The 13,979-nt window shown below is 69.2% G+C and carries 16 protein-coding genes; 10 read left to right on the top strand and 6 right to left on the bottom strand.

Annotated features, from left to right (window positions below; translation table 11 throughout):
- The 10 genes from OV208_RS25965 to OV208_RS25920 all read left to right on the top strand — a co-directional run.
- A partial coding sequence (locus tag OV208_RS25965) for a heme exporter protein CcmB (RefSeq protein ID WP_267576581.1) occupies positions 1-443 on the top strand: 443 nt, incomplete at its 5' end.
- A 3-nt stretch (positions 444-446) separates the two neighbouring features.
- Complete coding sequence (gene ccsA / locus OV208_RS25960) at positions 447-1,160, top strand: cytochrome c biogenesis protein CcsA (protein ID WP_267576580.1); 714 nt, start codon at positions 447-449, stop codon at positions 1,158-1,160.
- 3 nt (positions 1,161-1,163) lie between these two features.
- Positions 1,164-1,334 carry a hypothetical protein gene (locus OV208_RS25955; protein ID WP_167508741.1) on the top strand — a complete coding sequence of 57 codons (171 nt, stop codon included), beginning with the start codon at positions 1,164-1,166 and terminating at the stop codon, positions 1,332-1,334.
- Positions 1,335-1,338: 4 nt separating this feature from the next.
- On the top strand, positions 1,339-1,833 hold the full coding sequence (locus OV208_RS25950) for a cytochrome c maturation protein CcmE (protein WP_267576579.1): 495 nt from the start codon (positions 1,339-1,341) through the stop codon (positions 1,831-1,833).
- Positions 1,830-3,854, top strand: coding sequence for a heme lyase CcmF/NrfE family subunit (locus OV208_RS25945; protein ID WP_267576578.1), 2,025 nt, complete (start codon positions 1,830-1,832; stop codon positions 3,852-3,854). The genes OV208_RS25950 and OV208_RS25945 overlap by 4 nt, the downstream gene beginning before the upstream one ends.
- The gene (locus tag OV208_RS25940) at positions 3,851-4,411 is read left to right on the top strand and encodes a TlpA family protein disulfide reductase (RefSeq protein WP_267576577.1); all 561 of its coding nucleotides are present in this window, start codon (positions 3,851-3,853) and stop codon (positions 4,409-4,411) included. The genes OV208_RS25945 and OV208_RS25940 overlap by 4 nt, the downstream gene beginning before the upstream one ends.
- Positions 4,412-4,570: 159 nt before the next feature.
- A complete protein-coding gene (locus tag OV208_RS25935) occupies positions 4,571-5,806 on the top strand; it encodes a zinc ribbon domain-containing protein (protein WP_267576576.1) in 1,236 nt (411 codons plus the stop codon).
- Between the two features lie 113 nt (positions 5,807-5,919).
- A complete protein-coding gene (locus OV208_RS25930; RefSeq protein WP_267576575.1) occupies positions 5,920-6,426 on the top strand; it encodes a cytochrome c-type biogenesis protein in 507 nt (168 codons plus the stop codon).
- 3 nt (positions 6,427-6,429) lie between these two features.
- A complete protein-coding gene (locus OV208_RS25925; protein WP_267576574.1) occupies positions 6,430-7,404 on the top strand; it encodes a tetratricopeptide repeat protein in 975 nt (324 codons plus the stop codon).
- Between the two features lie 68 nt (positions 7,405-7,472).
- Complete coding sequence (locus OV208_RS25920) at positions 7,473-7,670, top strand: hypothetical protein (protein WP_267576573.1); 198 nt, start codon at positions 7,473-7,475, stop codon at positions 7,668-7,670.
- 63 nt (positions 7,671-7,733) lie between these two features.
- Here OV208_RS25920 and OV208_RS25915 read toward each other — a convergent pair whose 3' ends face one another.
- The 6 genes from OV208_RS25915 to OV208_RS25890 all read right to left on the bottom strand — a co-directional run bounded on the left by OV208_RS25915 (position 7,734) and on the right by OV208_RS25890 (position 13,924).
- The gene (locus OV208_RS25915; RefSeq protein ID WP_267576572.1) at positions 7,734-8,054 is read right to left on the bottom strand and encodes a hypothetical protein; all 321 of its coding nucleotides are present in this window, start codon (positions 8,052-8,054) and stop codon (positions 7,734-7,736) included.
- Between the two features lie 141 nt (positions 8,055-8,195).
- Entirely contained in the window at positions 8,196-9,158 is a 963-nt protein-coding gene (locus OV208_RS25910; protein WP_267576571.1) for a D-2-hydroxyacid dehydrogenase family protein, read from the bottom strand.
- A 77-nt stretch (positions 9,159-9,235) separates the two neighbouring features.
- On the bottom strand, positions 9,236-10,438 hold the full coding sequence (locus OV208_RS25905) for a GNAT family N-acetyltransferase (protein WP_267576570.1): 1,203 nt from the start codon (positions 10,436-10,438) through the stop codon (positions 9,236-9,238).
- An 85-nt stretch (positions 10,439-10,523) separates the two neighbouring features.
- Complete coding sequence (locus OV208_RS25900) at positions 10,524-11,705, bottom strand: DegT/DnrJ/EryC1/StrS family aminotransferase (protein WP_267576569.1); 1,182 nt, start codon at positions 11,703-11,705, stop codon at positions 10,524-10,526.
- A complete protein-coding gene (locus OV208_RS25895) occupies positions 11,693-12,811 on the bottom strand; it encodes a GNAT family N-acetyltransferase (RefSeq protein ID WP_267576568.1) in 1,119 nt (372 codons plus the stop codon). Before OV208_RS25895 ends, OV208_RS25900 begins: the two co-directional genes overlap by 13 nt.
- A 36-nt stretch (positions 12,812-12,847) precedes the next feature.
- The gene (locus OV208_RS25890) at positions 12,848-13,924 is read right to left on the bottom strand and encodes a gluconeogenesis factor YvcK family protein (protein WP_267576567.1); all 1,077 of its coding nucleotides are present in this window, start codon (positions 13,922-13,924) and stop codon (positions 12,848-12,850) included.
- Positions 13,925-13,979 lie beyond the last annotated feature (55 nt).

Raw genomic sequence — 13,979 nt, 5'->3', positions numbered from 1 at the left:
AGAACGCCTGCCTGGACGGCGTGCGGCTGGCGCCCGCGAACGCGCGCGCCATCTTCCTGTCCAAGGCGATTGGCAATGCGCTCCTGCTCCTGGCGCTGGGCGTGGTGCTGGTGCCGGTGATGGTGGCGCTCTACGGGGTGAAGATCGTCACCGGGTTCGGTGACCTGGCGGGCATCCTGGTCCTGGGCTGCCTGGCGCTCAGCGCCCCGGGGACCGTGTATGCGGCCATCTCCAGCAATGCCCGCGCGCGGGATGTGCTCCTACCTCTGCTATTGTTCCCGCTCGTCATTCCGGCCCTCCTCTCCGCCGCCAAGGGGACCACGCTCGTGCTCCAGGGGGATCCGATGCATCAGCTGGGCTCCTGGCAGGGGCTTTTGCTGGGGTTCAACCTCATTTACTGGGGCCTGGGCTTCATGCTCTTCCCGCGCGTCATCGAGGACTGAAGGATGAACAAGTTCGTCAAGTGGGGTTTGCCGGCGCTGACGCTGGGCCTGCTGGGCTGGGGCTGGTGGCTGGGCCTTGTCTGGGCGCCGCCGGACCGCGAAATGGGCGACGTGCAGCGCATCATGTACGTCCACGTGCCGCTCCAGTGGATGGCCATGCTGGCCATGTTCCTCAACTTCGTGGCCGCGGTGACGTACCTGATGCGTCAGTCGTGGAAGACGGACGCGCTGGCGGAGGCCGCCGCGGAGGTGGGCCTGCTCTTCGGCGCGCTCGGGATGATCACCGGCGCCATCTGGGGCCGCCCCACCTGGGGCGTGTACTGGTCCTGGGATCCGCGCCTGACGTCGGAGGCCATCCTGCTGGTGGCCTACACCGGCTACCTGGTGCTGCGCCGCTTCGTGGAGGACCCGGACAAGCGCGCGGTGTGGAGCGCGGTGGTGGCCATCATCGGGGCCGTCAACCTGCCCATCGTGTGGTTCTCCGTGCGCTGGTGGCGCAGCCTGCACCAGACGCAGTCCAGCCCCAAGACGGTGGACCCGCAGATGGTGCTGCCGTTGCGCGTCGCGGCGTTCGGCATGCTGGGGCTGATGATTGTCTTCCTCATCCACCGCTACCGCATCGCGATCGCGGAGCGCAACGCGGAGGTGGCGCTCCCGGAGGCGCTGCCTTCGGACGACCCGGCGCAGCGCGCGTCCCAATCCTCGAAGGTGGCCTGACCGATGAACGCACTGACCTCGCTGATGGTGCTGGCCCAGGTGGGCAGCGGCCGCCTCCAGGGCGGCTGGGGCTATGTGGGTGCCTGCTATGGCATCTCCGTGGCCGCCTTCGTGCTCTACTCGGTGTCCCTCTGGGCCCGCCGCCCCCGCGCCGCGTCCGATTCGAAGGAGTGAGCCCATGACGCCCGTCAACCGCAACCGACTTGTCGCGCTGGGAGCCCTGCTGGTCGCAGGCGCCGGCCTCGCCTTCATCGCCTTCGGCAACATCGGCGACAACCTCGTCTATTACTGGAGCCCGTCGGAGCTGCTGTCCAACGGGGACAAGGCCTACTCGGCCACCATCCGCCTGGGCGGCGTGGTGCAGCCGGGCAGCATCCAGTGGAACGAGGCCCACACCACGCTGGAGTTCCGCGTCGCGGATGACGCGAAGCCGGAGTCCAAGAGCGTGCACGTGCGCTCGCTGGAGACGCCGCCGCAGATGTTCCGCGAGAAGATTGGCGTCGTCGTGGAGGGCACCTACGACCAGGCCGGCATCTTCACGTCGAACCGGCTGATGGTGAACCACTCCAACGAGTACCGCGCGCCGAAGGAAGGCGAGGCTCCGCGCCAGTGGCAGGACACGCTGGCCGAGGGCGCCACCACGGCCACCATGACGCCGCCGGGGGCGCCGTGAACGGAGTCCTCGGTTACGGGCTGGTGCTGGCGGGCCTGGCCTTCGCGGCCTTTGGCGCCATCGTCGGCCTGGTGGGCGGCATGCGCCGCACCGACGCCAGCTACCCCTGGGTGCTGCGCGCGGTGTGGGGCTTCGCGGCCTGCATGATTGGCAGCAACCTGGTGATGGTCGAAGCGTTGATCAACCACGACTTCAGCGTGAAGTACGTGGCCCAGGTGGGCAGCCGCGCGACGCCGCTCATCTACACCATCGTGTCGCTGTGGAGCGCGCTCGAAGGCTCCATCCTCTTCTGGGGCCTCATCATGGGCGTGTACGTCGCGGCGTTCGCGTACGTGCACCGCCGCGAGCACGCGCGCTACATGCAACTGGCGCTGGGCACCATGCTGGCCGTGGGCGTCTTCTTCGCCTTCCTCATCGCCGGCCCCGCGAACCCCTGGGGCGCGGTGTCGCCGGTGCCGGCGGACGGGCCGGGGCCGAACCCGCTTCTGCAGAACCACTTCCTGATGATCATCCACCCGCCCATGCTCTACCTGGGCTACGTGGGCATGACGGTGCCGTTCGGCGTCGCCATCGCGGGCCTGTTGCGCGGGGAGATTGGCGAAGCGTGGATGGCGCCCCTGCGGCGCTGGACGCTCATCGCGTGGATGTTCCTCACGCTGGGCATCGTGCTGGGCTCCTGGTGGGCGTACGCGGTGCTGGGCTGGGGCGGCTACTGGGCGTGGGATCCGGTGGAGAACGCGTCGTTCCTGCCGTGGCTCACCGCGACGGCGTTCATGCACTCCACCATGGTGCAGGAGCGCAAGCGGATGCTGAAGCTGTGGACGCTCAGCCTTGCGCTGGCCAGCTTCGTGCTCACCATCCTGGGCACGTTCATGACCCGCTCGGGCATCTTCAACTCGGTGCACTCGTTCACCCAGTCGGACATCGGGCCCACGTTCCTGGTGTTCATCGGCATCCTGCTGGTGGTGTGCATCGGCCTGTTGGCGACGCGCGGTCACCTGCTGGCGCCGGAGGGAAACCTCACGTCGCTGGTGTCGCGCGAGGCGAGCATCCTGGTGAACAACCTGGTGTTCGTGGCCATCACCTTCACGGTGCTCCTGGGCACGCTCTACCCGCTGGTGTCCGAAGCGGTGCGCGGCGTGCGCGTGAGCGTGGGCGAGCCGTACTTCAACAAGATGGCGGTGCCGGGCGGCATCGCGGTGCTGTTCCTGATGGGCGTGGGCCCCGTGCTGCCGTGGGGCAAGCCGGACAAGGCGGCGCTGCGCCGGCAGTTCATCGTCCCCGCGGTGGTGGGCCTGCTCGTGTCGGGCGCGTGCCTGCTGTCGGGGCTTCGCGGCGTGTACCCCATCCTGACCTTCGGCCTGGCCGGCTTCGTCACCGTGGTGACGCTGCGCGAGCTGGCGACGCCGGTGCTCGTGCGCATGCGCGAGCGCAAGGAAGGCTTCGTCACCGCGCTCACCACCGCGACGGGCAAGGCGCGCCGCCGCTTCGGCGGCTACGTGGTGCACATGGGCATCGTCGTCATCATCGTCGCCGTGGCGGCCTCCAGCGCGTACGTGACGCACACGTCCGGCACGCTGAAGAAGGAAGCCACGCTGACGCTGGACGGCTACCAGCTCAAGTACAAGGGCCTGTCCAGCGGCGAGGAGCCGCACCGCACCTTCGTCGCCGCGCGCCTGGAAGTCACCGCGCCCAACGGCACGGTGTCGGAGCTGCGCCCTCGGATGAACTACTACGAGCGGAGCACGGACCCCGTGGGCACCCCGGCGGTGCGCGAGACGCCCAAGGAGGACCTGTACGTGTCGCTGATGGCCTTCAGCGAGTCGACAGGCACGGCGAGCTTCAACGTCTGGGTTTTCCCGCTGGTGGGGTGGATCTGGTACAGCCTGCCGCTGTTGCTCCTGGGCACGCTCATTGCCGTATGGCCGCAGCGCAAGGCGGCGGTGGTGCGCGCGGACGCGCCGGCGGTGGGTGCCTCCCCTCCCCTCACGGGCGGTGACGCCGAACGGGGTGCGGCATGAAGCGGTGGCGCTATCCGGCGGCCTTCGCGGTGGCAGCGGCGGCGCTGCTGTTCGTCCTCTTCAAGGGCTTCGGGCGCGACCCGCATGAAGTGCCCTTCATGCTCAAGGGCTCACCGGCGCCGGCCTTCGTCCTCAAGCTCCTTGGCGGGGGCGAGGCCGTGAAGCTGTCGGACCTGAAGGGCCGCCCGGTGGTGCTCAACTTCTGGGCGTCGTGGTGCGGGCCCTGCAAGTACGAGCACCCGGTGCTCGAATGGGGCGCGCGGGAGATGGGCTCGCAGGCGGTGTTCATGGGCGTCGTCTTCGAGGACACCGAGGAGAACGCGCTCGACTTCCTGCGCCGCATGGGCGCCAGCTTCCCGCAGTTGATGGACGAGCGCTCGCGCATGGCGGTGGACTACGGCGTCGCGGGCGTGCCGGAGACGTACTTCATCGACGCGCAGGGCACCATCCGCGGCAAGCACGTGGGCCCCATCGATCCGCAGACGCTGGCGGCGCGCGTGAAGGAGCTGTCCCAGCCCGCCCCGGCCCCCACGGCCGAGGCCGCGCGCCAGCGCTGAAGTCCGCGCTGCCCCGCTTGAAGGGCAGGCACCTTCGGGCCCCATCAGGGCACCGGGGGGCCGCCTCGCGGGGCGCGGAGAATCCGTAGTAGATCCTCAATCCGTCGGCGTCGTTTCAGGGACCTCCCCCCGGGCCCCTGTCCAGCGAGGTGGGCCCCCATGCAGTGCCCCGAGTGCGGTGAGAGCGCGGCGGATGTCCGGCTGATGTACTGCGAGCAATGTGGCGCGAAGATGCCGGCGCGACCGGCCACCGCGCCGCGCCCCAGTGCCCGGAACTCGCGCCCCAGCCGTCCCGCCTCGGAGCCCGCCTACGCGTCGGAGCTGATGGAAGAGGAGGAGGAGGACCGCAGGCAGCGCACCGGAACCCATCGTCCTCCTGCTGCTGCGGCCGCGCCCGTGGCCGCGGTCGAGGAAGACGACGGCTACACGGGGCCGCGCTGGCTCAAGGAAGTGCCCGGCCACTCGCAGAGCGTGCTGGGTGTGGGCGTGGTGGTGTTCTGCCTGGCGCTGTCCATCCTGCCCTTCTTCCCCAACGTGGGCGTGGTGGGCTCGCTGCTGACGCTCGTGGGCGGGGTGGCGGTGGTCGCGCGCGAGCTGCGCCGCAGTGGTGACGCCCCGGGCTGGGTGGACTCCGTGCCGCTGGTGCTGATGCGGCCGGAAGTGCCCGCCGCGTACACGCTGCTGTTGGCGGCGCTCGCGTTGAAGCTTTCGGGCTTCAACCTGCTCCTGCCCATCTGGGTGGCGGGCGCGGTACTGGTGGGCTTGGAGCAGTACAAGCAGGTCGTCGAAGGGCCGGATGGGGTGAACCGCCTGTTCGACGTCCGGTCGCTGCTCGGGTTTCCCCGGGTGTTGGCGCTGGCGGGCGTCGCGGTGTGCCTCATCGCCCTCTACCTGCCGTGGGGGAAGATGATGGCGGACGGGTCGTCCCTGCCGGCCAACGTCCCGGTGCCTGCGAGCGTGCAGGGGGCCCCGCCCGAGCTGCGCGTGATTCCCAGCAACCGGCCCGACGAGGATTCGCTCTACGCGGGCGGGGGCGTCATCACGCGCTCCGGCTGGGACGTGCCCGCGTCGGAATTGCCGCTGCTCGCGCTCCTGAGCCTGCTTGTCATCGCCGCGCTGCACCCGGAGGTGGAGCGTCCGGCGGCCCTGCGCTGGGTGCCCCTGGGCGCGGTGAGCGTGAGCCTGCTCTGGGCGCTCGCTGGCGTCCGGCTGGCCGTGGGGCCCTTCGCCTTCCTCTTCGGCCTGGGCGCCGTGGGCTTCTATGCAGTGCGCCACGCCCTGGCGCGCGACGAGCCGGGCTCCGGGTTCCCGCCCGAAGAAGGCCCGTACGACGACGAGCCCTACGACCCGGAGCAGGACTCGGAGACCGAGCGCGACACGGGCTACTCCCGCTAGCTCCCGCGCCACCTCCCGGAGGGCGACCGGGGTGGCGGGCGTGCGTCCCAGGTTTCGCTGTGCAATACCGCTCAGGGGGCTGTAGTTAGGCACGGCCCCCGCTGGAGCCCCTGATGAATGCCGTCCTCGTCTCGTTGACCCTCGCCCTGAGTCTTGCCACGGGGCAGTTCGCGCCACAGCAGGCCGCGAGTGATCCGCTCGCGCCGGCCCGTGAGGCGCGGGTGCAGGTGTTGGCGAAGAAGCTGCGCTGCGCGGTGTGCCAGGGCCTGTCCGTGGCGGACAGCCCGTCGTCGATGGCGCGCGCGCAGTTGGACAAGGTGCGCGAGCTGGTCTCCGACGGAAAGACGGACGAGGAGATCGTCGACTACTTCGTGGCGCGCTACGGCGAGTGGGTGTTGCTGGAGCCGCGCGCGGAGGGCTTCAACTGGTTCGTGTGGTTGGGGCCGGTGGTGCTCGTGCTGGGCGGCCTCTTCGTCATCCTCCGGCAGCGTCAGCCGTTGCCCGAGGGCGCGGTCGCCACCGAAGCGGCGGCGGCACCCTCCCCTTCATCCCCCCCGGCGCCGTCGACGGACGACGCCGACCCCTATCTCCAGGCCGTGCGCCGGGAGCTGGAGCGCTAAGCCATGCAGCCCGAGCCCACCAACTGGTTGCCCGGAATCATCGTCCTCTCGGTCGCCTTCGTGCTGGCGGCCGCGTGGCTCCTCTTCCAGCGCCGCAAGACGGGCGCGGCCCCTGGAGTCTCCGCGGCCGAGGTGAAGGCGGACGGGACGACGGAGGACCTGTCGCAGCGGGCGCAGTCGCTCATCGAGCAGCTGCGCACGCTGGAGGCGGAGAAGCACCACTTCACGGCGGAGCACTACACGGCGGAGAAGTCGCGCCTGGAGCATGAGGCGGCGGCGGCGCTGCGCGCCCGGGACGAGCACCAGAAGCGGCATGCGGCCGGAGTGAAGGTCCCCGCGCGCAACGTGCCGGCGCCCACGGGCTGGGCCTCGCGCAACCCGCAGATGGTGGGAGCGCTGTGGGGCGCGGGCGTGGTGGTCTTCTTCGGGGGGCTGGGCTACCTCCTGGTCTCCGAGCAGAAGCCGCGCGAGGAGGGCCAGATGGGCACGGGCGCGACGCCGCCGGGCATGACGGCCCAGCAGCAGGAGGAAGCCGCCGGGATGCCCCAGCAGAACGACGAGATTGAGCAGGCGCGCCAGCGGCTCGCGTCGAACCCGGGGGACGTGGAGGCGGCGGCGATGCTGAGCCATGAGCTCATCCGTCAGCAGCAGTTCCCGGAAGCGATGAAGGTGACGCAGAAGGGCCTGGCGGTGGATCCGTTCAACGTGGAGCTGCGGGTGCACCGGGGCGTGCTGCGCGCGGCGGCGTCCGGAGACCTGGAGGGCGCGGAGCAGGAGCTCGTCGACCTGGTGGACACGTGGCCGGACGCGCAGGAGGCGCTCATCTTCCTGGGCAGCCTGTCGCTGCGCCGGGGCGACAAGGCCGGAGCGCTGGAGCACTTCGAGCGCTTCACCGTGGAGGTGCCGAAGAACATGCAGCCTCCGCAGCTTGCCCCCGCCATCGCGCAACTGCGGGCGGAAGTGGCGCAGCAACAGTAACGAGCGGTACGGGGCCGGTGCATCCGGCCCCTGCGGTGTGTCACCCCCTGGCGGAGGCATGTAGACCCATGCGCCCATCCGTCGAGGAATTGGAGGCCATTGCCAGGGACCACGGATGCGTGCTTCCGGTGCGCTGTGTCTCCATCTATCGCGTGCAGTTCGAATACGGCGTCCAGCGCACCTTCAGGCAACTAGAGCTGGAAGCACCACCCGACACAACGCTCTTCCACGCACTCTTCACGAGTACTCCCGAGCGCATCCCCTAAAGCCAGGAACTGGAAGTCATGGGATCACGCGGCGTGCTCGCCCAGCCCGCCCCTCGGCCGACATCAGGTCCTCACCACACCGCTCTTCGAAGCCATGCCGTGACCAGCGCCCTTCCACTCAACCCCCTTGCCTTCTCGAAGCGGCGTGAGCCGGAAGACGATGCGATTGGGGCGAGGGGCATCTATCACGAGGGTACGGAAGGAATTGATCTTGCCGCCAAAGTAGGAGCGTTTCGATTTCGTCTCGTGCAGGTAGATCATTCCTCCGATGAGTTCCTTGGCTTCCGTCTCCGAGACGTCCCAGTTGCCGCTTTCATAGTCGCCGCTGCTGGGCTCGCGGTGGAGGTTGAGGCTGCCACGACAGAGAAGATGGATGGATGACATGCGTCCATCTTCGACGTCTTGCTGGTAGGACGGAAGCCCCAATGACTCAAGCGATTCGTGGGCTCTGATCCTAAAGCGGGATGTCGACGGCAGCCTCTGCGCGATGAGGGGCTTGCGCGGGCGCATGTACTCGCGTCCCCTTCACCCCAGCTTTCGAAGGGGCGTGCCTGCGAGAAACGCGTGGATGTCTTCGACCGCTTCGCGGAAGTACGTGGCGTAGTTGCCCTGTGAGACGTAGCCCAGGTGCGGCGTCGCGAGCAGCGTCGGCAGGGTCCGCAGCACGTCGTCCGCGGGCACGGGCTCGACCTCGAAGACATCGACTGCGGCCCCCGCGATGATTCCCTGCTGGAGCGCTTCAACGAGCGCCACCTGATCCACGATCTGGGCACGCGAGGTGTTGATCAGGAACGCGGTCGGACGCATCCGCGCGAACTCCGCACGCCCCACCAAGCCCCGTGAGCGCTCCCCCAGGACCAGGTGGATGGAAACGAAGTCGCTCGTCTCCAGGAGCGCCTCCATCGTCGGAGCCCGGCGCACCCCCACCTCCCCTGCCCGCGCATCGGTGAGGTTCGGGCTCCAGGCGACCACGTCCATCCCGAACGCCGCCCCCACCTTCGCGACCCGGCTGCCAATCTTCCCCAGCCCCAGCAACCCCAGCCGCTTCCCGTGGAGATCCACCCCCACGGAGCCCTGCCAGGGACCGGCCTTCCGGAACGCGACGTTCTCTCCCACGACGTTCCGGGCGAGCGCCAGGATCAATGCCCAGGTCAGCTCCACGGGAGGCTCGGTCGCGCTCGCCGTCCCACACACCATCACACCGTGCGCGGCAGCAGCGGACAAGTCGATCGCCGCGTTCCGCATCCCCGTCGTCACCAACAAGCGCAACCGTGGCAACCGGGCGAAGAGCGCGGCCGGGAAGGGCGTGCGCTCCCGCATGACCACGATGATATCGAAGGAAGCCAGCGCGGCGACCCGTTCCTCCTCCCGGGAGAAGTGGTCGCGGAACACCGTCACCTCGACCTGCCCGCTCAACGAAGACCAGTCCGCGATCTTCGTCGAAACTCCCTGATAGTCATCCAGGACGGCGCAGCGCAGCTTCTCCATGGCGGCTCCAAAGCGAAAGACCCCGCTGCCAAGGGCAGACAGGGTCTTCGCTCTTCAGGATACCGCCAGGCCCGTCGTTAATGCACCGCCGCCTTGCGGCGACGCAGCCGGCGCACCTTCTCCACCAACTCATCCGTCAGCACGCTCTTCACCGCGTTGCGCGCCTTCCGGGCCAACTCCTCGGTCTGGGTGAACCACGCACCGCTCATGCCCGCGCCGTGCACGCGCAGCGACACCGTCTGGCGCTGCTTCGTCACCCAATCCGCCTTGTAGGACTCCGTGCCTCTCAGGAAGTCGTACTCCGTCATCCCCATGTCGATGGCGTCCTTGAACGTCTCGCCCACCAACACCAGACCCACGCTGCGATTGCGCCACGCCGGGTCATAGCCGGACTGGAAGTACACGAACGACTTCTCATGCAGGATGCCGTACACCGACGCCACGGCCTGGCCGCCCACCTTCATCGTGTACATCCGCAGCCGGCCCCGCTCCGCCAGCAATTGCGTCGCATCCCGGTGGAACGCCTCCACCCCGGCGCCCTTGATGCCCTGCGACCCTCCATCCGAGGACCAGCGCAGCGCATGCAACCGGAAGAAGTCCGTCATCGGCCCCGCCAGGTCACCCGGCGCGTCCGTGCGCTCGATGCGGTAGCCGTCCTGCTTCTCCAACCACTTGCGCCGGCGCAGGTAGTTGTCCCGGCGCCCCGTGCGCTTCAGGAACGCGTCGAACGGCTCGCCCGGCACCAGCGTCTCGTACGGGCAGACATACCTGTCCGTCTTGCGCACGTTCGCGGCGCCAAACACCTCGCGCGCCACGCCCAGCGTCACCGACCCCTCACGCAGGTCCGTCAAATCCAACACATCCCACTCGTCGCGCAGCCCCTGGAGCACCTGGAAGAACGCGCGGGCCACCTCCGCCTCGCGGCCCTTGCGCGCCACCACGTCCAGGTAGTCGCTGCCCACGTGCGTCTCACCCAGGAAGCCCAGGCGCCGCACGCGCAGGCCGTTCACCCAGCGGTGCTCCAATCCCAATGGCAGCAGGCCCACCAGCGTGCCCAGCCTGTCGCGGGCCGTCAGCACCAGCGGCCGCACGTCCGGCGAGATGCGCCGACACCACGGATACAGCCATTCCCAGGCGTTGAAGGGGCCGGCGGTGCTCGCGTCCAACAGCGCGTTCCACTCCGCCCGCATCCCCGACAACTGCGAAGCACTGCCCACCGCCGCCACGTCCAGCTTCGGCGCGACCTGCGGCCCTGACGTCAACTCGTCTTCGCGGATCACCGCGTCACCCTGATGCCTTTCACGATGCACCGCCACCTGGCTCCCGTCAGTCATTGCAACCCGGGAGCCAGCCACCCATCCCCACTCATCCCGTGCGCTTGCTCGGACGGCGCTCCGCCTTCAGCGCGTCCCGCACCGCCTCCGCCACCTCCGCCATCACCTCCGGCGACAGGTCCTGGTGGCAGGGAATCTCCAGAATCGTCCGCCTGAGCTGCGCGACCTCCGGGAACTCCGAAGGGTCGCAGGCTGGGTGGAAGCGCTTCCAGAAGTCGATGGCGTCGATGCCCCGCTCGCGCAGCCGCGCCAGCAGCGCTTCCTTGTCCTGCACCACCATCGGGTAGAACAGCGGACACACGCCCGGCGGAAGCTGGTTGAAGAGCGGCGGCGACACATCCCGCAGCCGGCCCAGCAGGAAGAAGTAGTTGCGGCGGCGCGCCTCGACGATGGCCTCCAGGTCCTGCGACAGGGCGATCCGCTTCGTCAGCGGGCTCATGCCCAGGTCCACGTGCCTGCGGTCGAAGTGCTGCGTGCCCGTGGCCACGCGCTCGATGCTCGCGGCCTTCACCGTGCCGTGCCCCACCGAACGCACCAGGCCTCGCAGGCCCCGGCCCACCGCACCACCGCGCAGCTCCAGGTTCTGCAGGAGCGCGGACACGGTGTGACTGAAGGTGGACGCCAGGGGCGGCGCCGGAGGCTCCGGCAGGCTGTACTGCCGCGGCCCGTTGACGACAAGGGCGCCCCCATTGGGCACCGGCAGTGTCTTGTAGAGACAGAAGATGCCCACGTCCCCCGTGGTGCCCAGCGGCGTCGCGCCATCCGACGACAGCAGGGACAGCGCGCAGTCCTCGATGAGCGGGAGGCCGTGCTCGTCCGCCAGCTTGCGCATGGCGTCCACCGGCCCCGGGAAGCCCGCGTAGTGGATGAGGTAGAGCGCCTTCGTCTTCGGCCCGATGCGCCTGGCCACATCCGCCATGTCCACGTCCCAGCGGGCGCCCACGCGGTAGAAGCGCGGCGTCGCGCCCGCGTCCACCACCGCCTCCACCTCCACGCCGTGGTGGTAGGAGGGCATCAGCACCTCGCCGCCATCCAGGCGCAGCATCTTCATCGTCAGCCAGACGGCGTTGCGCGCGAAGTAGAAGTAACGCGCGCTCGGTGACGAGAACGGGGGCAGCGCTCCGGGGCGGGCCCCGGCCAGCAGCATTCCCGGCCACAGCGTGGGCAGGGACGGAACGAACAGCTTGTTGTCGGACTTCTTCACCGCTTCCATCGCGCCACCGCCTCTTTCGCCGCCGGTACCCACCGGAACTTCGTCGCGCACAGGGCCCGACCGAAGGTGGTGTCATTGAACACGTAGAGCCAGGTGTGCTTGCGGACCTGATCCGTCCAGTCGCGCTTCCACACCATGTCCGGCCCCAGGAAATCGAACTCGGTCAGCCCCCGGTCCAGGCAGGCCCCCAGCACCTCTTCGGTCAACAACTGGCCGGGGCTGCACTCCTTGAGGCTCTCGTCGTAACCAGGCTTCAGGAGGAAGTAGCGCTTGCCGTATTCCAGGCCGTACTGGAACGCGACCGCGCGCCCGTCCAGACGCAGGAAGTACAGCGCCAGCCGCCCGCGATAGGCCGAGTCCCGCGCCAGCTCCGTGTAGAAGCCCCGCGTCTTCCCGTCCTGCGCCATGGCCGTGCCGTTCTGGCCCTTCCAGCCGCTCTGCTCCAGGAGCAGCCCCTCCTCCAGCGAGCCCTCCAGGTCCAGACCGCCGGACACGCACTCGAAGGTGACCTTCCCCTTCTCCTCCAGCTTGCGGCGACGCCGACGGCAGTTCGCCTTGAACTTGGACGGCAGCGACGCGAAGTACGCGTCCTTCGTCGCGGGCAGCGGCACATAGGGAGACTGCAACGACTCCCACTCGCCCACCGGCATCCCGCGGCGCTTCGCCTCGGCCAGCAGACGGAAGCCCACCCCGCCGTCCGGCACGTCCGTCAGCCGCAGCACGTCCCAGCCACCCGTCTGCTTCAGGTGCGTGAGGAACGCGTCCGACGCGACTTCGGCATCCCTGGCCAGCAGGTCGAAACGACAGGAGTGCGCGTTGGCGGCGGAGGTGAGCTGCCGCACCGGCACGCCGTACATCGACGTGCGCTCCTCCACCAGCGGCAGCGCGGCGGTCAGTTCGCCGTCCGGGCCTCGCAGCAGGAGGACCCGCATGCGACCGCCGTCGGCGAAGTTGTCCAACCACAGACGCAGGAACTCATGCCGGTAGAACAGCTCGTTGGAGGTGCTCTCCACGAGCTGGTTCCACTCGGCTTCCAGGGACATGAAGGCCGCCCGGTCGTTGACTTCCACGACGTGCGGGTCGGCACGGAGGTTTCTGGCTTCCATAGGAGCGGGACCCAAGGTGGTGACGGCTGCCGCGGCCTACAAGCCGCTGCGCGCCATCTTCAGCAGGCAGGCGGCGACCTTGCGGCTGTCATGTCGGATCTTGGACCCATCCTTGAGCAGGTCCGCCTGCACCGGGATGACGCCCGACGACAACAGCTCCCGCGTCTCCGCCGTCACGACGAACGAGCCCTTGCGCGCATAGCGCTGGATGGACTCCTCGGTCGGCTGCCGGCCATTGACGAGCACCGCGTCCAGCACCGGCCCGACGTGCTCAATCACCGCCTGCACGTGGTCCAGGCAGTTCATGCCGTCCGTCTCGCCCGGCTGGGTCATCAGGTTGGCCACCATGACCTTCAGCGCGCGCGTCTCCTTCAGCGCCTGGGCCACGCCGTCCACCAGCAGGTTGGGCAGCACGCTCGAGTACAGCGAGCCCGGCCCGATGGCGATGAGGTCCGCCGAATAGATGGCCTCCAGGAGGCCGTCCACCGGGGGCGGCGAGCGCGGGCTCAGCGACACGCGACGCACGCGACCGTGGGCACGGCAGATGTTGCGCTCGCCCACGACCTCCGTGTCGTCATGCATCTGCGCCACCAGCTGCACCGACGCCAGCGTGCTGGGCAACACCTGGCCCTGCGCGCCCAGCAGCTCCCCGGACAGCCGCACGGCCTCCAGGAAGTCACCCTTCAACTCCGCGAGCGCGGCGATGAGCAGGTTGCCCACCGCGTGGCCCGCGAGGCCCTTCGCGCCGCCGAACCGGTACTGGAAGACATCCTTCAGGGCGCTCTTGCCACCCGCGAGCGCCACCAGGCAGTTGCGGATGTCGCCCGGGGGCAGCGCGCCGTGCAGGCGGCGCAGGCGGCCGGAGCTGCCGCCGTCGTCGCTCATCGCCACGACCGCGGTGATGTCCACGCCAGGCGAGCCCGGCTTGGGCGTCGCGCGGCGGGCAAGCCCACGCAGCACCATGGGAAGGCCCGTGCCACCGCCCATCGCGACGATGCGCGTGGGGCGGGTCTTCGGGGCCTGCAACAACTCATTGCGCTCGGCGTTCTGCTGCTTGCCCGCGTCGTCCTGGCTCCACTCCGCGAACGGCGCATCCACATCCATGCCGACCATGTTCCGACCCCCTCGCCCATCCCAATCCATGGCTGCTCACCCTTGGCATCCCGGC

The organism is Corallococcus sp. bb12-1 (genome assembly GCF_026626765.1).
GTDB classification, from domain to species: domain Bacteria; phylum Myxococcota; class Myxococcia; order Myxococcales; family Myxococcaceae; genus Corallococcus; species Corallococcus terminator.
Note: the sequence above shows the minus strand (reverse complement) of the source record. Positions and strands in the feature narration are given on the sequence as shown.